Genomic DNA, 24,315 nt, shown 5'->3' on the forward strand with positions numbered 1-24,315 from the left:
GATAGCGATACGATGATGAGCGAATGATCGATTAGCACGTTTTTTGACTACCCTCGCCCATCGTGAGCTTTTCATGAACATACTCGATAAACGCGCCTTCTACCTGCTCGAAGTCAGCAGCTGTGGCGGTATTCGCGCGGCGGCGGAGCACCTGCATGTCAACCCGTCGGTGGTCAGCCGGCAAGTGCGTAGTCTTGAACGGGAGCTGGGCATGGCGCTGCTGGAGCGCCAGGGACGCCACGTGGTGCTGACCGAGGCGGGCCAGCTGGTGGTGGATAGTTTTCTTGCCCAGCGGCGGCTCAATTCTGAACTGGGCGATACGCTTTCCAGGCTGCGCAACCTGCAGGCGGGAAAGGTCGTGGTATCGGTGGGTGATGGATTCGTGGACAGCTTTATCCATCACGTGATGAAGCGCGTCTCCGAGCACTACCCAGACGTGCTGGTCGAGATCAAGACAGGTATCTACTACCCACGAGAGCCACATGAAATGGTCGCCAACGACGAGGTGGATATCGCGATTACCTACGGCCCGATTTCGGACCCGCGGCTGGTGGTCCACTCCTTCGAGCGCGGCCCGTTATGCGCCTTGGTGGCGCCGTTTCACCCGCTGGCCCGGCAGGCAAGCGTGACGGTGACGGAGCTTTTGCAACACAAGCTGATTTTTCTGCCCGATGTATCGGGGTCGCAACAGTTCGTGAACGCGCTGTTCAGCGCCGCCGGGCAGCCCGCCACACCCGCCTACCGCTGCAATCTGCACTCCGTTTCACGGCGCATGGCAAGTGCTGGTATTGGGGTGTCGTTCATGACCGCCGCGGCGGCGCGCAATGAGGTGGAGGCAGGTCTGCTCAAGGCGATTCCCGTGGCGCACCCGTTGGCGGCCAGCAGCCAGGGCAACCTGGTAAGAAGAGCCGGCAGAAGGCTTTCGCCCGCTGCCGACTATCTGTGGAGGCTGATGCTGACGATGCAGTAATCAGTTCGCCATCATGTAAACACCAGGGCCGATGGGCCACCCCATGGCCAGCCAGAACATCAGGAAGGCCGACCAGGCGAGCAGGAAGCTGGCCGCCAGCGGCAGCATGGTGGCAATCAATGTGCCCAGCCCCATATCCGGCTTGTAACGCTGCATGTAGACCAGCGCGACCGAGAAATACGGGCTCATGGGCGAAATGATGTTGGTGCTGGAGTCGCCAATGCGGAACATGGCCAGGACAAAAGCAGGGTCGAAGTCGATCATCATCAGCATCGGCACGAAGACCGGGGCCATCAGCGCCCACTGGGCCGAGCCACTGGTCATGAACACGTTGAGTATCGCGCTCATGGCGATAAACGCCCCCACCAGCGGCAGGCCAGTAAAGCCGGTGCTCTGCAGGATGCTCGAACCCTCGATGGCGATGTACTGGCCAAGCTCGGACCAGCGGAAATAAGCAATGAACTGGGCGATGGCAAAGAACAGCACCAGCGTCGGCGCCAGATCGCTTGCCGATTCCGCCATGCGTTGCGGCACATCCCGACTGCTGTTGATCTTGCCGGTGGCAATGCCGTAAACCAGCCCGATGGTGACGAAATAGCCAAACAGCAGCGGTACCAGCGAACTCAGAAAGGGGGAAGGAATCAACCCGCCCTCGTCGTTACGCAAGGGCGAGGCTTCCGGCAACACGGCGATGGCCACCAGCGCCAGATAGATCAGCGTGGCGATACCTACTCGCTTGAGACCACGCTTTTCATCGTCGGCCAGCTCGGGCTTGACGATATCGGTCTTGAAATCCTTGCCCATGGGAAGCGTACGCTGTAGCCGAGGCTCGACCACCTTGTCCACGATCAGCGTGCCCACGATGGCCAGCACGAATACCGAGCAGGCCACGAAGTAGTAGTTATCGACTGGGGAGACGTAGGCGTCCGGGTCCACCAGGCGCGCCGCGTCGGTGGTGATTCCCGCAAACAGCGCATCCCCCACGGTGATGAACAGGCTGGCATCGAACCCTGCTCCCGCCGCCGCGTAGGCGGCCGCCGCACCGGCAACCGGATGACGGCCCACCGAGTAGTAGACCATGGCAGCCAGCGGAATGAGGATCAGGTAGTTGGCGTCGGAAGCGATACTGCCGCAGATACCTGCCATGAACACGCAGAAGGTCAGAAGCGACGGCGGTGCCTTGGCCACGCTCACCTGCATCAGCGTAGACATCAGGCCCACCTTGTCCGCCAGACCGATACCGAACATCACCACCAGGATAAGCCCGAGCGGTGGGAAGTTGACGAAGTTGCTGACCACGCTGGTCAGCATGAACTCGATGCCGTCACCCGAGAGCAGGCTTTGCACGTAGACGGTATCGCCGGTCTGGGGATTGACCGCCGAGACACCAAACGCGGCGAGCAGGGCGGAAACCACCACGACCACCACGGCCAGAATGGTAAACAGGATGAAGGGGTGGGGGAGCTTGTTACCCACGCGTTCGATCGACGAGAGTACGGATTGCATCATGGAGTCGCCTTTGTTTTTGGAGCTTTTGGAAGACCGATCGGTTATCAGCCGTGTGCGAGCAGGCCGCGAGCGAGCGCTACGAACATGCCGCCGGCCACCGGCAGTATGCGGTCGTTGAAGTCGTAGTGTTCGTTGTGCAGGTAGGCGCTATCGCCGTTGCCCACGAAGAAGAAGCAGCCCGGCACTTCCTGCAGGTAGAAGGCAAAATCCTCGGCGCCCATGGTGGGCATGTAATCCAGCTGCTGGATGTCGTCGCTCACCGCGTACTCGGAAGCGAGGGCCAGTACCCGCTTGGACCACTCGGAGTCGTTGGCCAGCGGGGGAATCTGGTGAACGTGCTCAAGCGTGAAGCGGGCGCCATGGGCATCGCATACACCTTGCGTGACCTGCTCGAGCTTGCCGGCCAGCGCCTCGCGGGAGGAGGGGCGGTCGCTTCTGATATTGACCAGCAGCTCGGCGCTGCCCGGAATCACGTTGGCGGCATCGCCGGCGTGAAAGGCGGCCACGGTAATGACCCCGGATTCCAGCGGGGACTTATGGCGGGCCACCAGCCCCTGCAACTGCTGCACCAGAGAGGCGCCCACGTAGATCGGGTCAACGGCCAGGTGCGGCATGGCCGCATGGCCCGAGACGCCCTGGATGGTTACCCTGAAGGTGTCGTTGCCGCCCATGGCCGGGCCGGGTTTCACGAACAGCTGTCCTTCGGGAAACCCCGGACGGTTGTGATAGCCGAATATCGCTTCCACTCTGGGGTTTTCGAGCACCCCTGCCTTTACCATGGCATCTGCACCGTTGCCGCCTTCCTCCGCCGGCTGAAAGATGAGCTTGAGGTGCCCGCACAGCTCGTCGCGGCTTTCCATGATGGCCTCGGCGGCAAGCATCAGTGCGGCGGTATGGCCATCATGCCCGCAGGCGTGCATCAAGCCCTCGCGCTGTGAACGATGGCCAAAGGTGTTGGCCTCATGAATGGGCAGGGCGTCCATGTCGGCACGAAACGCGATCACCGGGCCCTCCCGGCCGGTATCCAGTTCCGCCAGAACGCCCGTTTTCGCGATTCCTTCGGTTACCCGGTAGCCCAAGGCGCGCAGGCGCTCGGCTACCCGTTTGGCGGTCTGGGTTTCCTGGTACATGAGTTCGGGATGCTGATGAAGCGCATGCCGCAGGGCAATGGCCTCTTGTCGTTGCTTGTCGGTGAACATTACCTCTCCTTTTATTACTGTCGTGATGGGGCGAGTCCACCCTAAGCGACTTGGCCAGCGCGAAGGAGAAGTGCCAGGGCTGGATTCGTTGCTTTTCAGGCAACAGTCAGCCCGTAGCGCTTTATGGTAAGGCGATACGTAACGATCACGATGAAGGGGAATGGGCGTTATCAGGTAAACAATGAGAGGAGCATTCGATATACGAGCTCAGTTACCTGTATTTTTCCAAGAGTAAGTATGCTGTAAAAACAATTCACTATAAGTTGACTCTGCTATCTAGAGTTTCCAGCTTTATGCTTGTTCGTAGCAATTGGTTACGTTATTAAAATAGAAAAGTTAGCGATTATAGGTAACCATATAACAAATGATAAGCGTCCGAGAATGAGCCAGTTGGATACTTCCCAAGGTAAGTCATGACCACATGTCGCCAGTTTTCACCGGATGATTTTCCTGTAGGGTGCATGGTTACCGATGACAAGCGGCGCATCGTGTACAGCAACCGCTTAATCGAGACGTATTCCGGCCATGGCGCGCAAGCGCTTTTGGGCGCTGATCTGTTCATGCTGCTAAGCAAGGCATCTCAGATCATGTTCGAGACCTACCTGATGCCTATCCTGGCTCGGGAGGGGCGTTGTGATGAAATTCGCCTGTCGCTTGCGACCTCCTTCAGCGGCCCCCTGCCCATTGTCGTCAGTGCGTATAGTGATAGGGCCAGTGGGCGTATTTTCTGGAGTATCAGCAGTGCCAATCGGTCGGATCAATTATTCGAAGAGTTGACCGAAGCGAAGCAGTTGCTGGAGCAGAAGGTATCACTGCTGCGCACCTTGTCAGATACCGACCCCTTGACCGGTTTGCCCAACCGCGCTGCCCTTACCCACTATCTTGACCAGAAAATGCTCCAGCGCCCGCATAACGGCATGGCGTTTTCACTGGCGTTCGTGGATCTGGACGATTTCAAGAAGATCAATGATCAGCATGGCCATCACAGGGGCGACAGGGTCTTGAAAGTGATTGCCAAGCGCCTGGCGGGCAGCCTGGGACGTGATGATCTGATTGCCCGTTTTGGCGCCGATGAATTTGTCATCCTGCTCAACGGACCATTCCGCCCAGGCGCAGCGCAAGAGTCGCTTACCCGGCTGGCGGATAAGCTGTCTGAACCTATTGTCATTGACGCCGCATCGCTGTCACTGTCAGCCAGTATTGGCGTCACGTGCTATCCCCAACCCCGTGACGTCGCGCCAGGACAGCTTCTCCGCCAGGCGGATCAGGCCATGTACCAGGCAAAGCTTGCCGGCAAGAACCAGGTCTGCCTGTTCAATATCGATAACGAGGCAAGCCAGAAAGAGCGTTACTCGGAGCTGACTACCCTTCAAGCTGCCCTGGCATCCCGGCAGTTCGAACTTTACTACCAGCCCAAGGTGAACATGCGCACCGGCGAGATCCTGGGCGCTGAAGCGCTGATACGCTGGCATCATCCTGAAGAGGGCCTGAAAGCGCCAGGCAGCTTTCTGCCCGCGCTCCACGATACCGCTACGGGCATTGCACTGGGGCGATGGGTCATTACCCAGGCGCTGAGCCAGCTGCAAACCTGGCTTGATCAGGGGATCGACCTGCGCGTCAGTGTCAATATCGATGGCTATCATCTGCAGCATCCTGACTTCCTGCACGAGTTAAGTGTCACGCTTGCCGGTTTTCCGGCGCTTCCCCCGCAGCGCTTTGAGCTGGAAGTGCTTGAAACCAGTACCATCGAGGATATCGGTCATGTCTACGCGGTGCTCGATGCCTGCCGACGAATGGGCATCCGTATCTCGCTGGATGATTTCGGGACGGGGTATTCGTCGCTCAGTCACTTGCGGGATCTTTCGGTAGATACGCTCAAGATTGACCGCAGCTTCGTCAAGAACATGCTGACCAGTCGCAATGATCTGGCCATCTTGAAAGGCGTGATCGGGTTTGCCGGGGCATTTGGTTGTGATGTCGTGGCAGAAGGTGTCGAAACACGCCAGCACAGCCAGCGGTTGCTTGAACTTGGCTGCGAGTTTGGCCAGGGGTACTACATTGCACGGCCCATGCCGGCCGATGCCTTTCATGCATGGGCAGCGGCATGGCAGAAAAAAGAGTTTAAAGAAAAATACATAGACCTAGAACATTGACATCAGGGAGTAAGATGGCGTGCTGTTGAAAGAAGAGATCGTGGCCCGAAACAACGTGACGGTAGTGGGCTCAGGTAAAAAAACGCTGATGCTGGCTCATGGCTTTGGCTGTGACCAGCAGGTATGGCAGCACTTGATTCCTCACCTTAAAGAGCACTACACGCTGGTGCTGTTCGATTACGTCGGCTCTGGAAAATCGCAGATATCGGCGTTTAGCGAACCGCGCTACCGGACGCTGGAAGGCTATGCCAGGGATGTCAACGAGATCTGCCAGGCGCTGGATTTGAACCAGGTACATTTTGTCGGTCACTCGGTAAGCAGCACGATTGGCCTGCTGGCCTCCATCGAGCATCCAGAGCGGTTTGCAAGCCACTTGATGATTTGCCCTTCGCCCTGCTTTCTGGACCTGCCGCCGGATTATTATGGCGGGTTCGAGCGTGCGGACCTGGAAGAGCTTCTGGATCTGATGGACCGCAACTATATCGGCTGGGCCGACTATCTGGCGCCGCTGGTGATGGGGCCGGAGAGTGCCGAGCTGCTCATTGGCGAGCTTTCCGACAGTTTCTGCTCTACCGACCCGGTGGTAGCCAAGATCTTCGCCAAGGCGACCTTCTTCGCGGATTACCGCCACGTGCTGCCCAAGGCAGCGCACCCCGCGGTCATACTGCAAAGCGAGCGCGATACCCTGGCTCATCCCAGGGTTGGCCGTTACATGCACGCGAATATGCCCGGCAGCACGCTGCGCGTGCTGGCCAGTGAAGGGCACTGCCTTCACATGACGCAACCCGAGCTGATTGCCCAGGAGATCGATGCCTGGTTGCGGTATTGAGTTGCCAACCCTGGTCAACACCCGCTAGCCGTCGTGGCGCGTGAGTATCTCTTCAAAGCGCAGCCGGGCTGCAGGCGGCAACGATTCGGGCAGGTCGGCTTCGGTTGCTGCCGTATTGCCTACCTGAATCAGCATCACCATGCCCATGGTGTAGTGCGGTGAGCACTTGATGCCCCAAAGGCCCTCGGCATTCAGGGTCACTTCGATCTCTTCGTTGATATTGCCAACGAATGCCTCGCCACCCTCAGGTATCATGCCGTCAATCGTGGCGGCGTTATGCCCGGGGGAGGTCGCCACGAACTTCACCGTGTCGCCGGGCTGAACGATCAAGTAATCGGGGGCGAAGGGCATTGCGCCGGTGACATTACGGTTGAGCATCTCGACGGTATGGGTATCGGCCAATGCCCCCAGCGGTAAAAGGCTGACCAGAACGGCAAGTCGTTGCAGCATCTTCATGTGGTTATATCTCTCTCCATGTGCCTGTGAGCGGCCCGCCGGGCGAGCCGCTGCCTAGCGGTTGGCGTGTGTCAGGGGGCCAGGTCGAACTCGGCCAGCTGGTCGGCGAGCGTTTCGAGAGCAAGGATGGCGCGCACCGAAGGGTCCAGCGCGTGGGCATCGATCTCGATGATGCGATTCTGCTGCACGGCGTCGGTTTCGCGGGTAACCGGGTCGGAGACCAGAAATTCACGTTTGGCGGCAATATCATCGGCTGGGAAGCGGCGCCGGTCCATGCGCGCGGCGGCAATGAAGGTGGGGTTGCTTCTGGCAATGGTTTCCCACCCGACGGTAGGCCACTCCTCGTGTGAGGTCACGACGTTGCGGATGCCCAGACGGTGCATCATCCAGTCCGGCACGCTGTTCACCCCCGCCACGTAGGGGTCGATGCCCAGGTCGGCAGAGGAGTACCAGAACACGCCGGTAATATCATCAGGTAGCGCCAGCGACTCGGCTTTCGCCATCGCCGCGGCTTCGCGTGCTTGTAGCTCACCCACCACCTGGTCGCCGCGCTCGGTCACATCAAACAGCTCGGCCAGGGTTGCGATGCTCTCATGGATCAAGCCGGTATCGAAAAGTGCGGTGCGTGCGCCATCCATGCTTTGCTGGTTGCTCTTGCCGACGCAGTCCGTGGGCATGGTCCAGCTGGCAATACCCATATCCTCGAACATCTCGGGCGTGCCGACCACGCCGGCCGGGCCAATCATCCACTCATAGGCCGAGATGACCAGATCAGGCCTCTTGGCCACCACGCTTTCGTAGCTGGGAGCATCGTTGGCAAGGCGCTCCACACCTGCATCCATTGCCTCGAACTCCTCCAGCACCGGGCTGATCCACAGCGCCGTGCCGACGACCTTATCGGCAAGACCCAGCATGTAAAGGATCTCGGTAGGCGCCTGCCCGATGCTCACCACCCGCTCCGGAGGCTTTTCCAGCGTAATTTCGTGGCCGCAGCTTTCAAGGGTCAGGGGGTAGTCGGTGGCGGCGTAGGCCGAGCTTGCCAGCATCAGGCTGGCGGCAGCCGCCGTGGTCCGTTTCAACATCATGTACACTCCCGTGCATGATGAGCAGGCCGCTGGCGTGTAGCTAGTCAAATAGCCAACCGAGCCGACCCGCTCGATGAAGGTTAAAATGTCGGCAGGTCTCCTGACTGACGGGTCGTGGCTAGCTCACCTTCCCGGACAAGACGTCCAGTGGCATCATTGAGCATCGCTCGCCGCCTACAGTTGCGGGGGCAGTTCCGTTTCGCGGCCAGGCGCGGCGGATTCTCTGTTAGGTTCTCGAAAGAACACCGACGCGGGTCATTCTAGGGGGACGGACATACAAAGTCGCCTGACCGGATGCAAATAGGCCGTGTGCAGTTAATGGCACCTATTCTAGCCAACATTCATTAATATTCTCCTTAATGAGCGGCTGTTAGCGCGTAACGGCAAGGGATCGACCAAACCTGAGTGCTGCCTTGATTGCGCCCGTCAGCGTGTGTGCCTAACCTGAAGAACACGCTTCAAGAGCATGGATGCCATGATGAATGCCCCCACTTCTTTACGAACAGATCCCAAACGCTCGCTATGGGCGGCCGTGCTGGTAGGGATTGGTGTCATGGCCGCGATCGATGAAATCGTCTTTCACCAGCTTTTACAGTGGCACCACTTTTTCGATTTCGGCACACCCGCGTTCGGGGTCCTTTCAGATGGCCTGCTGCACGCGGCCGAGCTACTTGCCGTTGTCGTGGGGGTATTCATGTTGCTGGATCTTTCCCAGCGCAAGCGCCTGGTAATCCCCTGGGCCAAGGCGGGCTTTTTTCTGGGCATGGGCGGCTTTCAGCTCTTCGATGGGCTGATCAACCACAAGGTGTTGCGCCTTCACCAGATTCGCTATGGGGTCGACCCGCTGATGTACGACCTGGTCTGGAACGCGTTTGCGATCGTTTTTCTGCTGATCGGCGTCTGGTTCTGGCGCCGCGCCCGCGCTCACGCCGCGCGCTGAATGCACGTCGCCCATCACGCTACCCCGCTCGACTGGCTGCCCTTCTTGCTGGTGGTGCTCGTCACCTCCCAGTACCTGGCGGCGGTTTGGCTTCAACGCACGAGCGGGGCGAGCTGGAGCCTCTGGCGCTGCGGCTTTTTTCTTACGGGCAGCGCGCTGCTGGCGATCGCCTTCTGGCCGTCGTTGATGGCCTGGGCGCATGGGAGTCTGGTCGGCCACATGACGCTGCATCTTCTGATCGGCATGTTCGCGCCGCTTTTCTGGGTGCTGGCCGCGCCGATGACGCTGCTGCTCAGGACGCTGCCCCAGGCGGGTGGCCGGGCGGTGGCGGCGCTTTTGCAAAGCCGCTTCGTGCGTACCGTCTCGCACCCGGTCACGGCTCTCGTGCTCAACGTGGGCGGCATGTACGTGCTCTATCTCACGCCGCTCTACGCCGCCTCGCTCGAAAACCCGCTGCTGCACTACGCCATCCACCTGCACTTTCTGCTCGCGGGGTACCTCTTCTGCTGGGCAATCCTCGCCGAGCCCGACGCCTCGCCCCACCGGCTTTCCCTGCACTTTCGTTTAGGCGTACTGTTCACCGCCATCGCCACCCACAGCCTGCTTGGCAAGCTGATGTACGGTTACGGCTGGCCCCGCAATACGGGGCATTCGCTTGAGGAAGTGCAAGCCGCCGCCCAATTGATGTACTACGGCGGCGACCTGGCGGAAGTGCTGCTGGCGGTGGTGCTGCTGACGTTGTGGTTGCGCAGGCCGGTGAAACGTCGCGAGGGGCTTTGGTCTAAAAAACCGAACGCGGCATAAGCCGCGTTCGAATCAACACCTAGGCACTTGCGTTGCCATTAAATATGCTTCCCCGCCGCCAGCACATACAAGAACTCAAGCCCCAGCGTCGCTGCCGCTAATGACGTAATATCCGCGTGATCATAAGCCGGGTTCACCTCCACCACATCCATCCCCACCAGCTCCATCCCCACCAGCCCCCGGATCACCTTCAGCAATAGATCGGTCGACATGCCGCCGCACACCGGCGTACCGGTGCCGGGGGCGAAGGCCGGGTCCAATCCGTCGATATCCAGGCTCACGTAGGCCGGGTGGTGGCCGACCCGGGCGCGGATGCGCTCGAGCACGGCTTTCGGGCCGTGATCGTTCACCCAGTCGGCGTCGAGTACCTCGTACGGGTGATTGTGGCGATCATAGCTCGTCCGAATGCCGATCTGCAGCGAGTGCTCCGGCACTACCAGGCCCTCCTTCAGCGCATGATGAAAGATGGTACCGTGATCGAAGCGCGTGCCCTGCTCGTAGGTGTCGGTATGGGCGTCGAAATGGATCAGCGCAAGCGGCCCATGCTCGCGGGCGTGGGCGCGCAGAAGCGGCAGGCTGATGTAGTGGTCGCCGCCCAAGGTCAGCATCTTCTTGCCCGCACTCAGCCAGCGGCCCGCGTGGCTTTCCAGGTTGTCCACCAGGCTTTGCGGTTCGCCGTAGGCGTAGTCCAGGTTGCCAGCATCGACCACCTTGAGCCGCTCTTCCAAGGCGAAATCCCAAGGCCAGCGCTTGCCTTCCCAGATCAGGTTGGCGGTGGCCTGGCGAATGGCGTTCGGCCCCATGCGAGTGCCGGTGCGGCCAGAGCAGGCCAGGTCGAAAGGCACGCCGCTGATCACGACGTCTGCGTCGACCGCTTCAGGGTCCGTGGCGCGGGCCACGTTCAGAAAGCTTGTAATCACATCGCCGAACAGGCTAGGCATGATGGGGGACTGGGTCACCGGCGGACGTCTCCTTGAGCGCAATATCGCGTAAGCCACGCGAAGAGGGGGCGACCATAAATAATTTCAGGCGATAAATTAAATGAATGTTTAGAATCAAATCATTCATGATATGAATAAAGGTCAAGAGCGGATAGCCATGAGCATACTGCGTCACTTCGATTTAAACCTGCTGCGCGTGTTCGAGACACTGATGCGCGAGCGCCACGTGACGCGAGCAGCCGACAAGCTGCACGTGAGCCAGCCGGCCTTGAGCCATGCGCTCAAGCGGCTGCGCGAATCACTCGATGACCCGCTGCTGGTGCGCACCGAAACCGGCATGCAGCCGACCCCCCGGGCGCTGGCGCTGTTGCCGGTGGTACAGCAGGCACTGGCCATGCTGCAGGAGGGGCTGGCCCCACCGGCATCGTTCTCGCCTGCCAGTAGTGAGCGACGCTTTACCCTCGCCACCACGGACTACTTCGAAGAGGTAATGTATCCGGGGTTTTTAAGCCAGCTTTTGACCGGCGCGCCGGGAATCAGTTTTTCCATCGAGTTGATAACCCCGGAGGTATTGAGTGAAGGCCTGGAGAGCCGCCAGATCGATATGGTGGTCGGGCTGGATAGCCAAGCGGAGCTGCCTGGCGGTGTGTTGCAGGCGCCCTGGATGCAGGAAGAGCTGGTGTGCCTGGTGGCCAGGCACAACAAGAGCGTGGGCGAGGCGCTCGATATCCAGCAGTTTGCCCGGCATATGCACGTGGAGCTTGCCGATATCAGCGGGCTGCGGCCCAGCAATATCGATAGCTGCCTGACCCAGCACGGGCTGACGCGCCGGGTGGTATCGAAAAACCTCAACTACATTGCCGCTGCACGGGTAGTGGCGCTCACGGATGCGATCATGACCTTGCCCCGGCAGATGGCCGAGCGATTTATCACCATGCTACCGGTGCGCCTAGTGGAGCCGCCCAAGGAGCTTCCCGCGCTCAACATGACGCTGATTCAGCACGCCCTGTATGCCAACGACCCCTCCATCGCCTGGTTGAATCAGCAGCTGATCGACTTTGCCGGGGATTTCAGCGGGCAGGGTTGATCGAAAGTGGCATCCGTCTTGCTTGATGAACGGACAGCACGAATCGTTACCGGGGCGTGATCAATCGACTTACACTGAAGACACCCTGGTACGCTTCATAACGACGACGTTTCATAACAACGATGTTTCATAACAACACCAGGAGTTGCCGATGTCACTGAATGTTCTGGTCATTGGGGCAGGGATGGGCGGCTTGAGCGCCGCGCTGGCGCTGAAGCAGCAGGGCCACCACGTCACCGTGATGGAGCGGGTAGAGCAGATGCGCCCGGTAGGCGCTGCCATTTCGCTGTGGTCCAACGGCGTGAAAGTAATGCACGAGCTGGGGCTTGGTGCGGCCATCGAGCGCGTGAGCGGTGACATGCAGCGTATGCGCTACCTGAACCATGACGGCCACCGGCTATGTGACTTCTCGCTGGCGCCGCTTTATGAAGACGTCAAGCAGCGCGCCTGCCCCATCGCTCGCGCCGCCCTGCAGAAAATCCTGTTCGAGGCGGTGGGCGAAGAGCATATAAAGCTTGGTCAACACTGCGTGGATTACACCAGCGACGCCAGCGGCGTGACGGCCACCTTTGCCGATGGCCGCAACATCACCGCCGACCTGCTGGTCGTGGCCGACGGCACCCACTCGCGGCTGCGCAACAAGGTCGTGGGGCGCGCCGTCGAGCGCCAGTACGTGGGGTATGTGAACTGGAACGTGCGCGTACCCGCCACGGATGCGCTCGCCCCGCTGGACAGCTGGGACCAGTACGTCGGCGAAGGCAAGCGCGTATCCCTCATGCCCATGGGCACCGGCGGTAACCGCGAAGGGCAAGAGGAGTTCTACTGCTTTTTCGATGTGCCGCTGCCCGCCGGTACCCCCAACGACCCTGCACGCTACCAGAAAGAGCTGCGCGCGCATTTCGCCGGCTGGGCCCAGCCCGTGCAGGCGCTGATCGAGCGCCTTGACCCGGCGCGCATGGCGCGGGTCGAGATTCACGATATCGCGCCGCTCAAGACGCTCATCGACACGCGCGTGGCCCTGCTTGGCGACGCCGCTCATGGCATGGCGCCGGATCTTGGCCAAGGCGGCTGCCAGGCCATGGAGGATGCCTGGGTGCTGGCTCAGGCCGTGCAGAAAGCGCTTCAGAAGACCCCGGCGCTGGACGAGGCGCTGCGCCAGGCGCTCGAGGCCTATGACGCCGCCCGGGTCGAGCGGGTAGGCGAGATCGTGGCCAGAGCGCGCACGCGGGCGGAAATGATACACGGCCACGCCCCGGCGCTGACCCAGGCGTGGTATGCCGAGCTGGGTCAGGAAGATGGCCAGGGCGTGCTTGAAGGTATCCGCAAAACCATCGTGGGTGGCCCGCTGGGCTAGGCATAGGCAGTGGCTCAAAAAAACGCGCGGCCTTCTGGCCGCGCGTTTTGCGTTATGGTTTGCGTTGACCCGAGGGTCAGATCACATGATGAAGCGCACGTAAATGTAGCCCAGCGATAAAAGCGCCAGCGTGGCAATCGCCAGCCAGCTCCAGGCGTTGATCAGCCTGGAGGGGCGCGATGCCTGCGGCACCGTGGCACCGTTGGCCGTCAGGTGATTGAGCGTAGCGAGAATAGGGCTGATCAGAAACGCCACCACCATCACGAAATCCATGAACAGCCGGAAGCTGCCCATCAGGGTGTAGAGAATCACGATGGCCAGCAGTGAAAGCCCGACCATGCAGACCAGAAATGCCCGGCTGCCCTCTATCCGGCGCGTCTCTTCGGCGTCGTTCTCCACCCGGGTGAAGGTGTAGTAGGAGGCAGTGATCATGCGCGGGAAGCCGTCCAGCACGGTCAGCAGCGTGGTCAGCATGACGGTAAACGCGGAAATGCCCACCACTACGCCACTCCACTCGCCAAGCGTCGAGGTGTACAGGCTGATCACCTGGCTTGCAAAGCCCACGGCGCCGTCAGCAGGCGTGATGCCCTGGCTGTGCATGACGCCAGCACCCATGATCACGAAGCAGGCGGCGAGCACCGCCGCGCCGATATAGCCGATATTGAAGTCGATCTTCTCCGCCGCCGTGTCGCTGCGCACACCCTGGTTCTTGTTGCGCGCCTCCGACCACAGCGAGTTCATGATCGCGAGAGTAATATCCGATGGCATCAGGCCGAGCACCGCCACCAGGGTAATGAAGGTCGCCGTGCTCCACAGTGGCGACACCGCCGTTGCCGGGTAGAGTGTCCAGTCGACCAGCGGCACCGCGGCAAGTGCCGCGAACACGGTGGTGACGCTCAGGATGACGACGAACACCTTGTTGACCCAGTCCAGCAGCTTGTAGCCGCCGGCAAAGGTGAGCGCGCAGCACAGGGCAATCAGGATCACCGCCACGGTGGGTGGGCTCAGGCTCAGCGGCACGATGCTGCCGGCAAGGCCGGCGGTGGTGATCGCAATGGCGGCGATGATGATGGCCGTCACCGGGATCTGCACCAGCGCAAACAGCGCCACCACGGATTTACCGAATGTCTGGCGGTACCCTTCGATCAGTGACTTGCCGGTCACGCTGACATAAAAGGGGCCGAAGAAGAACGATGGGTACTTGAGCAGCACGGCAAGCAGGATGAATCCCAGCAGACCGATGCCGTACTCGGCCCCGGCACGGGTCGACTGCACGACGTGCGAGGTGCCGATGGCCGCCCCGGCAAACAGAAAGCCGGGCCCGAGAGCCGCGAGGTACTTGGCATACACTGACTTGGCCGGCAGCGGGGCCGTCAGCGTACTGGATTCTTGTGGGGGCATGGCAGGCTCCTTGTGAGCAGGAATTCGAGTAATTTTCGTTATTGTTTTCGTGTGAACAGCGTTATGGGGGCGTTACAGGAGCGCTATGTTAGCTCAGTCGAGGACAGCTTTCCTATCGCGTGGGGGTATCCTTGGTGATTAAACCGCGGATGCGCCGCTTGTCCGCCGGGCCTGCACGGCTTGCGCCAGGTCAGGTCCGCAGCTGATATGTATTTATTGCGCCTTTCTGAGTCTGTACTGGAAAGCCTTGGCAAGGCATAGTCGTACCGGCCTGACTGACGTTTGCCAGCTGGGCCAAGCGCAGGACGATAAAACGTTTAAGAGGCCGACCATGTTAACTGTTTTTATCTATTTCATGATATTCGTGGGCGTGACCGCCGCCCTGTACCAGGTCTACGAGGTCAACTACAACATCAACTTTGCCAATGACCTGAAGCTTTCAGACGCCGACAAGGCGCACCTGGACGAGCTGTCGCAAAAAGCCGAGATGGCAAACGCAGGGGGCGATGCCAGCGCCTTCGAGCAGGCGGTCGCACGCATCTTTGGCCCGGCGTTCGACCCACATATCGCGCTGCGGGCATTTTCCGAAGAGAAGTTGAGCACCTACGCCATTCCGCTGGTGCGGCGCCGCAAGCGACTCGAAAAAGGCCGCGAAGCGAGCCTTCGCCACCTGCCGACGCGCGATATTCGCGTGCTGATGATTTCACTGGTGATCGTGAACAGCATGCTGGCGCAGTTTCTGGGCGGGATGAGTATCTACACGCTGCTCTACCCGGCCACCTCGCCCGCGTTTACCTGGCTGAACTCGCCAGCCATTCTGATGCTGCTGACCTTTGTGCTGGTCGCGATCTCCCATGGCATTTCACGCTTTGACATGTATCGCCACGATCTATATCAGATCGGAGTGTTGATGCGGCAGACCGCACAAGACCACCACTTGCAAGGTCAAGGCGCTTGAGCGCTAGAACGAGGCGAGCAACTGGCCAAGAAGCGCCATGGCTTCTTCGCTGCGCGACGTCCAGGGGTGGCCGTAGCTCAAGCGCGCGCAGTGACGATACCCCTGCGTGGCGGAAAAGATGGGCCCCGGCGCAATGCTGATGCCGTGATCGCGGGCCATGTGGAAAAGGCGCAGCGAATCGACCTGTCTGGGAAATTCAAACCACAGAAAGTAGCCGCCTGCCGGGCGCGTGGCTCGGGTGCCCGCCGGAAAGTAACGGGCGGCCGCATCCAGCATGTGCCCCTGCTGGGCTTGTAGGGCGTAGCGCAGCCTTCGCAGGTGGCGGTCGTAGCCGCCGTGTTGCAGGTAGTCGGCAATCGCCACCTGGGCGGGCACCGAAGGCGAGATGGTGGTCATCAGTTTCAGTCGCGAGATGCTCTGTGCATAGCGCCCGCCCGCTACCCAGCCTACCCGGTAGCCCGGCGCCAGGCACTTGGAAAACGACCCGCAGTGAATCACCAGCCCTTCATCATCGTAGTGCTTCACCGGCGCAGGTGGCGTAGCGCCAAAGTAGAGCTCGGCGTAGACATCATCCTCGATCAATGGCACCTGGTGTTGCTTTAAAAGCGCATGAAGCGCCTGTTTCTTGGCATCGCTCAAGCTCGCACCCAGCGGGTTCTGCAAATGGCTCATGAACCAGCAGGCCTTGATGGGGTGGCGCGTCAGGCTCTCCGCCAGGACGTCCAGGTCGATCCCTTCCCGTGGGTGCACGGGAATCTCCACCGCCCTGAGTTTCAGGCGTTCAAGCACCTGAAGGCTTGCGTAGAAGGCGGGTGATTCGATGGCGACAAGATCGCCTGGCGAGGTCACGCACTGAAAACCGAGGTTCAGCGCCTCCATGGCGCCGTTGGTAATCACCAGTTCCTGGGGCGGCAAGTGCACCCCGGTCAAGCGATAGCGCAGGGCAATCTGGCGGCGCAGGTCCGGGTCGCCGGCGGTCATGTCGGCAATGATGGCATCGGCCGACAGCGCACGCAGGCCCTTGGTCATGCTGCGCGCCAGGCGCGGCAGCGGAAACAGCTCGGGGCTTGGAAATGCCGAGCCGAAGGGCACCGTGTCATGATCCTGAAGCGAGCCCAGCACCGAGAAGACCAGCTCGCTGACCGCAATATCGGCAGTCTCCTGCACGCACGCATTCATTTCGGGCTCGTTGAGCAGCCGCGGGGCCTGTTCGCGCACGAAATAGCCCGAGCGCGGCCGCGCCACGATCAGCCCCTGGTTCTCCAGCAGGTAGTACGCCTGAAACACGGTGGAAGGGCTAATGGCGTAGTGGCGGCTGGCCTGGCGCACCGACGGCACACGCTCCCCCGGCGCCAGCACGCCACTGCGAATCAGCTCGGAAATCTCATCGGCAAAGCGTTCGTAGCGTTTCATGGTGTCCAACCGCCTAAAACATGCCACGAGGATACGCTAACGGTAGGCAAAAACCGATGGGTGGGCGCTAAAGCGCGGTATCAGGCCCGCCAGCGGGCGGGGAGCGTGTCGATCAAGAACTGGTGAAAGGCGCGAACCTTGGGGGTCAACTCCCGCCGGTGACGAACGCAGAGATAAAACTCCAGAGGATCGATTTCCAGCTGTTCGTCACCGGCCAGCGGCGGGGTAAACAGGGCCACCAGCTTGCCCTGCTCGATCAGCGGCTCGGCAATGAAGGCGGCTAGCCGAGTGACACCGCCGCCCGCTATGGCCATCTGGGCGAGCGCATCGATGTCGTCGCTGATCATGCGTGGATTCACCGGGGCCTCGAACCGGATACCGTTGCGTATAGCTCCCCAGCCCAGGTAACGGCCATCCATCGGGAAGCGAAAGACCAGGCAGTCGTGCTCCTTGAGCTGTTCGAGGGCGTGTGGATATCCCGCCCGTTCAAGATAGCGCGGCGCGGCGCAGAATATCGACGGCACCCGCGCAACGGGGCGCGCCACCAGGCCATCTTCCAGTGCGTGGCGAATGCGGATGCTGGCATCGACCGATTCGGCAATATGGTCCACGTTGCGGTCCGCGATGCTGAGTTCAACGGTAATATCCGGGTAGCGGCGATTGAACTCGGGAATCATCGGCGCCAGTATGTGCCGGGCAAAGGCGCCGGTCGAGGCAATACGCAGCCGTCCTCGGGGCGAATCGTGCAGCGCATTGACCGCCTGGCCGGCCAGTTCCAGCTCCTGTACCAGCTCGCGTACTTTCGCGTAATAGGTAGCACCACTTTCAGTCAGAGCCAGACGTCGCGTCGTACGCGTCAACAAGCGCACGCCCAGGTGCATTTCCAGGCGGCTGATATTCTGGCTCGCAGCGGCCGGGCTTACGCCCAGCAAACGCGCGCCTCCTGCAATACTGCCGGCTTCAACGGCTTTGACAAAACTTTCGATACCGCGTATCGCAACCATAAGTTAGGCCTTATTTTCCGCGTCCATTCGTAATATTAACTTACGGCTGTGCTTATCGTGTGAGTGCTTCTGTCTTTTTCCAGGCCAGTATAGAGTGCGCAGCCCACTGCATAACAAGGTAACCCCATGTCCTCCCGCTACCCGGAACAACGCCTGCTGGCCGCACGCAAGCTTCATCCCCGCTTCACCCCGGTCGTCTTTGCCTTCTACATGTCGACGATCATGGCGTTCTTGATGACGCTGATCATCACTGCCGTGAACGCAGGAGTGAGCGACGACTACTTCACCCAGGTGTGGAATGCCTATCGCGTGGCCATGCCCAGCGCGTTTTTGTGCATCCTGGTGGTGCGTCCGCTGGTCGCTCGCCTTGTTCAGTTCACGATCAGGTCGCACTGAGATAATTATCCCCTTCGGTTTTCGCCCATACTCGGCCTCCCCTTGTGAACGACTCGCCAAACGCACGCGGCCTGCCTGTCAACGGCGTTCTATCAAAGGTGGAATGGCGTTTCTGAAAGACGTCGTGCGAATCTGAAACGTTTGAACAAGGCGGTGCAGCAATAACAAGATCGCCTTTTAGAGGGCTGCGCTTGCTGTTCAGGCCGATAGCCCGCTTTCCAAACCGAAGGGAGTACCCGTGTGAAAATAGGCGCACCTAAGGAAACGAGCCGGGGCGAGGCGCGGGTCGCGCTCACCCCGGAAAGCGCACAACAACTGCAAAAGCTGGGGCACGAGTGTCTCATCGAGGCCGGCGCGGGAAGCCTCGCGGGCTTCGACGACCAGGCCTATCGCGACGCGAATGTCACCGTGGTCGAAAGCACCCAGGCGCTTTTTGACGACGCCGATGTCGTCATCAAGGTGCGCGAGCCTTCAAGTGAGGAGGCCGAGCGCCTGCGCGAAGGCCAGACGTTGATCTCGTTTTTCTGGCCCGCCCAGAACGAGGCGATGCTCGAGAAGTGCCGCGCGAAAGGGGCGACGGTCATCGCCATGGACATGGTGCCGCGCATTTCGCGCGCCCAGAAGATGGACGCGCTCTCGTCCATGGCCAACATCGCCGGCTACCGCGCGGTGATCGAGGCGGGCAACAACTTCGGGCGCTTCTTTACCGGTCAGGTGACCGCGGCGGGCAAGGTGCCGCCGGCCAAGGTGCTGGTGATCGGCGCGGGCGTGGCCGGGCTTGCCGCCATCGGCACCGCGACCAGCCTGGGGGCCGTGGTGCGCGCCTTTGACGTGCGCCCGGAAGTCTCCGAGCAGATCGAGTCCATGGGCGCCGAGTTTCTGTTTCTCGATTTCGACAACGCCCAAGACGGCTCGGAAAGCGGGGGCTACGCGGCGCCCTCGAGCCCGGAGTTTCGCGAGAAGCAGCTTGAGTGCTTCCGCGCGCAGGCCCCGGACGTCGATATCGTCATCACCACCGCCTTGATTCCCGGCAAGCCCGCGCCGAAGCTCTGGCTCGAGGATATGGTCGCGGCCATGAAGCCCGGCTCGGTGATCGTGGATCTCGCCGCCGAGAAGGGCGGCAACTGCGATCTGACCAGGCCCGACGAGCGCGTGGTGAGTGACAACGGCGTGGTGGTGATCGGCTATACCGATTTTCCCTCGCGCATGGCGACCCAGTCCTCGCTTCTGTACGCCACCAACATCCGCCACATGCTGACCGACCTGACGCCCGAAAAGGACGGCGTGATCGACCACAACATGGACGACGACGTGATCCGCGGCGCGACCGTCACCCACGCGGGCGACATCACCTTCCCGCCGCCGCCGCCAAAGGTGAAGGCAATCGGCGCGTCCAAACCCAAGCCGAAGGAGAAGGAGCCTACCGCGGAAGAGAAGAAAGCTCTAGAGACCGCCGCGTTCAAGTCCCAGACCAAACGCCAGGTGGGGCTGCTCGCCATCGGTGGAGCGCTGATGCTGCTGCTCGGTGAAGTCGCGCCGGCCTCGTTCATGCAGCACTTCATCGTCTTCGTGCTGGCCTGTTTCATCGGCTTCCAGGTGATCTGGAAGGTCAGCCACTCGCTGCATACGCCGCTGATGGCGGTGACCAACGCGATCTCCGGCATCATCATTCTGGGGGCGATCCTGCAGATCGGCTCCGGCAGTGCCGTGGTGACGATTCTTGCGGCGATCTCGGTACTGATCGCGACCATCAACATCGTGGGGGGCTTTCTGGTGACACGCCGGATGCTCGCCATGTTCCAGAAATCCTGAGCGGCGGAGAGACGATATGTTGAGTCAAGGATTCGTATCGGCCGCGGCGATTGCGGCCAGTGTGCTGTTCATTCTCTCGCTGGGGGGCTTGAGTAATCAGGAAAAAGCCAAGCGCGCCGTGTGGTACGGCATCGTCGGCATGGGCGTGGCGGTGTTCTTCACCGCCTTCGGCCCCGGCATCGGCGGCTACTGGCTGATGATTCCGATGATCGTCATCGGCGCCGTGATCGGCGCCCGGCTGGCCGGCAAGGTCGAGATGACCGAAATGCCCCAGCTGGTAGCGGCACTGCACAGCTTTGTCGGTCTGGCGGCGGTGTTCGTGGCCTGGAGCGCGGATCTCGAGCGTCGCCGGGTGCTGGCCGCCCGCGCCGCCGACGGCGTGATGCAGGAGTTCTCGGCGTTCGCCGCGCTGGTCGCGACCAAGGCGCCGGACGAGCTGACCTTTCTGCAGATCGAAGTGGTGCTGGGCATCTTCATCGGGGCGGTGACCTTCACCGGATCGGTGATCGCGTTCGGCAAGCTTGCCGGCAAGGTGGATGGCAAGCCGCGCCAGTTCCCCGGCGGGCACCTGCTCAACGCCGGCGCGGCGGTGGCCTCGCTGGTGCTGGCCGTGTTGTATCTCAGCGGCGCCGGCTTCTGGACGCTGCTGGTACTGGCGGCATTGGCCTTCTTCATCGGTTATCACCTGATCATGGGCATCGGCGGCGCCGACATGCCGGTGGTGGTGTCGATGCTCAACAGCTACTCCGGCTGGGCGGCGGCGGCCATCGGCTTCACGCTGGGTAACGACCTTTTGATCGTGACCGGCGCTTTGGTCGGCTCCTCCGGGGCGATTCTCTCCTACATCATGTGCAAGGCGATGAACCGCAATTTCGTCAGCGTCATTCTGGGCGGCTTTGGCACTACCCGGGGGCCGGCGGCGGAGATCGAGGGCGAGCAGGTGGCGATCGACGCCAGCGGCGTGGCCAGCGCGCTGAACGACGCCGACAGCGTGGTCATCGTGCCGGGTTACGGCATGGCGGTGGCCCAGGCGCAGAGCGCGGTGAGCGACCTGGTGCGCAAGCTGCGCGCTGCCGGCAAGGAGGTGCGCTTTGCCATCCACCCGGTCGCCGGCCGCCTGCCGGGGCACATGAACGTGCTGCTGGCCGAAGCCAAGGTGCCCTACGACATCGTGCTGGAGATGGACGAGATCAACGACGATTTCGCCTCGACGGACGTGGTGATCGTCATCGGCTCCAACGACATCGTCAACCCGGCCGCCCAGGAAGACCCGAACAGCCCCATCGCCGGCATGCCGGTACTCAAGGTATGGGAAGCCAAGCAGGTGTTCATTTCCAAACGCGGCCAGGGCACCGGCTACTCCGGCATCGAGAACCCGCTGTTCTACAAGGAGAACAGCCGCATGTTCTACGGTGATGCCCGGGAAAGCCTCAATGCCTTGCTGCCACTGGTGGACTGATTCTGCCAAGCACGTTGTCACTCTCTACAGGGCGCTTCGGCGCCCTGTAGGTTTTTTAGCCGTCGGCAATGACCTTCACTCTCCCCGCTTTCTTACCGGCATAGGTTTTTAGCTGCCGATTCTATTTGATTGTAAATTTCTATCAATTTAGTCATTAAATGCAAATTGTGGCTATCGACTAAGTGCTTTAAAAATACGCCATGTCAGTGAGGTGCCAGCCTGCCCGCGTACAGGTCTTGAGTCTGGCGGCGCTCACCGTGGTTTCCTGGCGATGCCGGGGTAAAGAACGATAAGGGGAAATGCAGCATGAGTGGTAAATGTCCGGTAATGCACGGTGGTAACACAGCGGCCAGCAAGTCCAACACCGACTGGTGGCCCAACGCCCTGAACCTAGACATCCTGCACCAGCACGATACCAAGACCAATCCTCTGGGCGAGGCGTTCAGCTATCGTGAAGCGCTTCAAACGCTGGATGTCGACGCGTTGAAGGCAGACCTTCGCCAACTGATTACTCAAAGCCAGGCGTGGTGGCCCGCCGACTGGGGCAGCTACGTGGGCATGTTTGCCCGCGTTGCCTGGCACGCAGCGGGTTCCTACCGCCTGGCCGATGGCCGTGGCGGCGGCGGCACCGGCAACCAGCGCTTTGCGCCGCTCAACTCCTGGCCGGATAACGCCAATACCGACAAGGGCCGCCGCCTGCTGTGGCCGATCAAGAAGAAGTACGGCAACCAGATCTCCTGGGCCGACTTGATGATTCTCTCCGGCACCGTGGCCTACGAAGTGGCAGGGCTTAAAACCTTTGGCTTCGCCTTTGGCCGCGAGGATATCTGGCATCCGGAAAAGGACACTTACTGGGGCGCCGAGAAAGAGTGGCTGGCGCCTTCCGACGGCCGCTACGACGACGTGGCCAAGCCCGAGACCATGCAGAATCCGCTGGCCGCCGTGCAGATGGGCCTGATCTACGTGAACCCGGAAGGCGTAAACGGCCAGCCCGACCCGCTCAAGACCGCCGCCCAGGTGCGTGAAACCTTCAAGCGCATGGCGATGAACGACGAAGAGACGGTGGCCCTGACCGCCGGCGGCCACACCATCGGCAAGTGCCATGGCAACGGCGCCGCCGCCGACCTGAGTCCGGAACCCGAAGCGGCAGGCCCCGAACTTCAGGGCCTTGGCTGGATGAAGACCAAGGGCCGCGGCATTGGTCGCGACACCCTGGTCAGCGGTATCGAAGGTGCCTGGACCAAGAACCCCACCCAGTGGGACATGGGCTACTTCGAGATGCTGTTCGGCCACGAATGGGAACTGAAAAAATCTCCCGCCGGTGCCTGGCAGTGGGAGCCTGTCGAGATCGCCGAAGAAGACATGCCGGTGGATGTGGAAGACCCCTCCATCCGCTGCATGCCGATCATGACCGATGCCGATATGGCCATGAAGATGGACCCGACCTACAACGCCATCTGCCAGCGTTTCATGGTTGACCCGGCGTACTTCGACGACGTCTTCGCTCGCGCCTGGTTCAAGCTGACCCACCGCGACATGGGGCCGAAGGTGCGCTATGTAGGCCCGGATGTGCCTCAGGAAGACCTGATCTGGCAGGACCCGGTGCCCGCCGGCCCTACCGGCTACGACGTTGACGCCCTGAAAGCGCGCATCGCCGCCAGCGGCCTTTCCATCAGCGACATGGTCAGCACCGCCTGGGACAGCGCACGTACCTACCGCGGCTCCGACATGCGTGGCGGCGCCAACGGTGCTCGCATCCGCCTGGCGCCCCAGAACCAGTGGGCAGGCAATGAGCCCGAGCGCCTCGCCCGCGTGCTGGCCGTGCTCGAACCCATCGCTCAGGAAAGTGGCGCCAGCCTTGCCGATACCATCGTGCTGGCGGGTAACGTGGGAATCGAAAAGGCGGTCAATGCCGCCGGCCTCAGCGCCCCGGTGCCCTTTGCCCCCGGCCGTGGAGATGCAACCGATGAAATGACCGACGCCGAGTCATTCGAGGCGCTCGAGCCCCTGGCCGACGGCTACCGCAACTGGCAGAAAGATACCTATGTGGTCAGCCCCGAGGAGATGCTGCTGGACCGCACCCAACTGCTTGGCCTGACGGCGGCGGAAATGACCGTGCTGATCGGCGGCATGCGCGTACTCGGCACCAACCACGCAGGCACCCGACATGGCGTGTTCACCGAGCGCGAAGGCACACTGACCAATGACTTCTTCGTCAATCTGGTGGACATGGCCAATACCTGGCACCCGGCGGGCGACCACTATGAGCTACGTGACCGCGTAACCGGCAAGGTGAAGTGGACCGCTACCCGTGTGGACCTGGTGTTTGGCTCCAACTCGATCCTGCGCGCCTATGCCGAAGTCTACGCCCAGGATGACCACGCCGAAAAATTTGTCCGCGACTTCATTGCCGCGTGGACAAAAGTGATGAACGCCGACCGGTTTGATCTGGCGTAACGCTCAAGCCAGTCCGACTGCTCCTTTTAATACCCCCTGTCTTGCCCGTATCGAAAGATGCGGGCTTTTTTGTAAGAGATTGCCGACA

Annotated in this window: 20 protein-coding genes and 1 riboswitch; of the genes, 12 read left to right on the forward strand and 8 right to left on the reverse strand. The window is 61.1% G+C overall.

The features are described 5' to 3' along the window. Positions 1 to 73 precede the first annotated feature (73 nt). Positions 74 to 970, forward strand: coding sequence for a LysR family transcriptional regulator (locus tag HW452_RS09260; RefSeq protein WP_224105818.1), 897 nt, complete (start codon positions 74 to 76; stop codon positions 968 to 970). Here the strand turns inward: HW452_RS09260 and HW452_RS09265 are convergent, their stop codons facing one another. Both HW452_RS09265 and HW452_RS09270 read right to left on the reverse strand, forming a co-directional pair. Further along, a complete protein-coding gene (locus HW452_RS09265; RefSeq protein ID WP_224105819.1) occupies positions 971 to 2,479 on the reverse strand; it encodes an AbgT family transporter in 1,509 nt (502 codons plus the stop codon). 44 nt (positions 2,480 to 2,523) lie between these two features. Beyond that, positions 2,524 to 3,678, reverse strand: a complete 1,155-nt coding sequence (locus tag HW452_RS09270) for a M20 metallopeptidase family protein (protein ID WP_224105820.1) — start codon at positions 3,676 to 3,678, stop codon at positions 2,524 to 2,526. 413 nt (positions 3,679 to 4,091) lie between these two features. On the opposite strand from HW452_RS09270, the gene HW452_RS09275 reads away from it, so the two are divergent. Together HW452_RS09275 and HW452_RS09280 are read left to right on the forward strand one after the other, a co-directional pair. Continuing rightward, positions 4,092 to 5,831 (forward strand): GGDEF and EAL domain-containing protein, encoded by a 1,740-nt coding sequence (locus HW452_RS09275; protein WP_224105821.1) that lies wholly within the window; start codon positions 4,092 to 4,094, stop codon positions 5,829 to 5,831. A 19-nt stretch (positions 5,832 to 5,850) separates the two neighbouring features. Further along, complete coding sequence (locus tag HW452_RS09280) at positions 5,851 to 6,660, forward strand: alpha/beta hydrolase (protein ID WP_317986336.1); 810 nt, start codon at positions 5,851 to 5,853, stop codon at positions 6,658 to 6,660. Positions 6,661 to 6,684: 24 nt separating this feature from the next. Here HW452_RS09280 and HW452_RS09285 read toward each other — a convergent pair whose 3' ends face one another. After that, positions 6,685 to 7,116, reverse strand: coding sequence for a pseudoazurin (locus HW452_RS09285; RefSeq protein WP_224105822.1), 432 nt, complete (start codon positions 7,114 to 7,116; stop codon positions 6,685 to 6,687). 71 nt (positions 7,117 to 7,187) lie between these two features. Further along, positions 7,188 to 8,201, reverse strand: a complete 1,014-nt coding sequence (locus tag HW452_RS09290) for an ABC transporter substrate-binding protein (protein WP_224105823.1) — start codon at positions 8,199 to 8,201, stop codon at positions 7,188 to 7,190. Between the two features lie 73 nt (positions 8,202 to 8,274). Continuing rightward, positions 8,275 to 8,466: riboswitch (cobalamin riboswitch) on the reverse strand. Between the two features lie 210 nt (positions 8,467 to 8,676). On the opposite strand from HW452_RS09290, the gene HW452_RS09295 reads away from it, so the two are divergent. Next, positions 8,677 to 9,141 (forward strand): DUF2243 domain-containing protein, encoded by a 465-nt coding sequence (locus tag HW452_RS09295; protein WP_224105824.1) that lies wholly within the window; start codon positions 8,677 to 8,679, stop codon positions 9,139 to 9,141. After that, positions 9,142 to 9,945 (forward strand): cytochrome c oxidase assembly protein, encoded by an 804-nt coding sequence (locus tag HW452_RS09300; protein WP_224105825.1) that lies wholly within the window; start codon positions 9,142 to 9,144, stop codon positions 9,943 to 9,945. It abuts the gene before it with no gap. A gap of 38 nt (positions 9,946 to 9,983) precedes the next feature. On the opposite strand, the gene speB is transcribed toward HW452_RS09300, so the two are convergent. After that, on the reverse strand, positions 9,984 to 10,886 hold the full coding sequence (gene speB, locus HW452_RS09305; protein ID WP_224105867.1) for an agmatinase: 903 nt from the start codon (positions 10,884 to 10,886) through the stop codon (positions 9,984 to 9,986). 157 nt (positions 10,887 to 11,043) lie between these two features. On the opposite strand from speB, the gene HW452_RS09310 reads away from it, so the two are divergent. Beyond that, positions 11,044 to 11,973 (forward strand): LysR family transcriptional regulator, encoded by a 930-nt coding sequence (locus HW452_RS09310; RefSeq protein WP_224105826.1) that lies wholly within the window; start codon positions 11,044 to 11,046, stop codon positions 11,971 to 11,973. 151 nt (positions 11,974 to 12,124) lie between these two features. Then, on the forward strand, positions 12,125 to 13,327 hold the full coding sequence (gene hpxO, locus HW452_RS09315; RefSeq protein WP_224105827.1) for an FAD-dependent urate hydroxylase HpxO: 1,203 nt from the start codon (positions 12,125 to 12,127) through the stop codon (positions 13,325 to 13,327). An 81-nt stretch (positions 13,328 to 13,408) separates the two neighbouring features. On the opposite strand, the gene HW452_RS09320 is transcribed toward hpxO, so the two are convergent. Continuing rightward, positions 13,409 to 14,728, reverse strand: a complete 1,320-nt coding sequence (locus tag HW452_RS09320) for an NRAMP family divalent metal transporter (RefSeq protein ID WP_224105828.1) — start codon at positions 14,726 to 14,728, stop codon at positions 13,409 to 13,411. 331 nt (positions 14,729 to 15,059) lie between these two features. On the opposite strand from HW452_RS09320, the gene HW452_RS09325 reads away from it, so the two are divergent. Then, the gene (locus tag HW452_RS09325; RefSeq protein ID WP_224105829.1) at positions 15,060 to 15,686 is read left to right on the forward strand and encodes a hypothetical protein; all 627 of its coding nucleotides are present in this window, start codon (positions 15,060 to 15,062) and stop codon (positions 15,684 to 15,686) included. A gap of 3 nt (positions 15,687 to 15,689) precedes the next feature. Here HW452_RS09325 and mapR read toward each other — a convergent pair whose 3' ends face one another. Beyond that, positions 15,690 to 17,099 (reverse strand): GntR family transcriptional regulator MpaR, encoded by a 1,410-nt coding sequence (gene mapR, locus HW452_RS09330; RefSeq protein WP_224105830.1) that lies wholly within the window; start codon positions 17,097 to 17,099, stop codon positions 15,690 to 15,692. A gap of 80 nt (positions 17,100 to 17,179) precedes the next feature. Then, on the reverse strand, positions 17,180 to 18,103 hold the full coding sequence (locus tag HW452_RS09335) for a LysR family transcriptional regulator (protein ID WP_224105831.1): 924 nt from the start codon (positions 18,101 to 18,103) through the stop codon (positions 17,180 to 17,182). Between the two features lie 126 nt (positions 18,104 to 18,229). Between HW452_RS09335 and HW452_RS09340 the strand changes: the two genes are divergently transcribed. The 4 genes from HW452_RS09340 (at position 18,230) to katG (ending at position 24,227) form a co-directional block, all read left to right on the forward strand. Beyond that, complete coding sequence (locus HW452_RS09340; RefSeq protein WP_224105832.1) at positions 18,230 to 18,499, forward strand: DUF2798 domain-containing protein; 270 nt, start codon at positions 18,230 to 18,232, stop codon at positions 18,497 to 18,499. 240 nt (positions 18,500 to 18,739) lie between these two features. Further along, positions 18,740 to 20,311 (forward strand): Re/Si-specific NAD(P)(+) transhydrogenase subunit alpha, encoded by a 1,572-nt coding sequence (locus HW452_RS09345; RefSeq protein ID WP_224105833.1) that lies wholly within the window; start codon positions 18,740 to 18,742, stop codon positions 20,309 to 20,311. A 16-nt stretch (positions 20,312 to 20,327) separates the two neighbouring features. Continuing rightward, a complete protein-coding gene (locus HW452_RS09350) occupies positions 20,328 to 21,770 on the forward strand; it encodes an NAD(P)(+) transhydrogenase (Re/Si-specific) subunit beta (RefSeq protein ID WP_224105834.1) in 1,443 nt (480 codons plus the stop codon). Positions 21,771 to 22,076: 306 nt separating this feature from the next. Next, positions 22,077 to 24,227, forward strand: coding sequence for a catalase/peroxidase HPI (gene katG, locus HW452_RS09355; RefSeq protein WP_224105835.1), 2,151 nt, complete (start codon positions 22,077 to 22,079; stop codon positions 24,225 to 24,227). Positions 24,228 to 24,315 lie beyond the last annotated feature (88 nt).

This window comes from Vreelandella aquamarina (assembly GCF_020075495.1).
In the GTDB taxonomy this organism is placed as follows: Bacteria; Pseudomonadota; Gammaproteobacteria; order Pseudomonadales; family Halomonadaceae; genus Vreelandella; species Vreelandella aquamarina_A.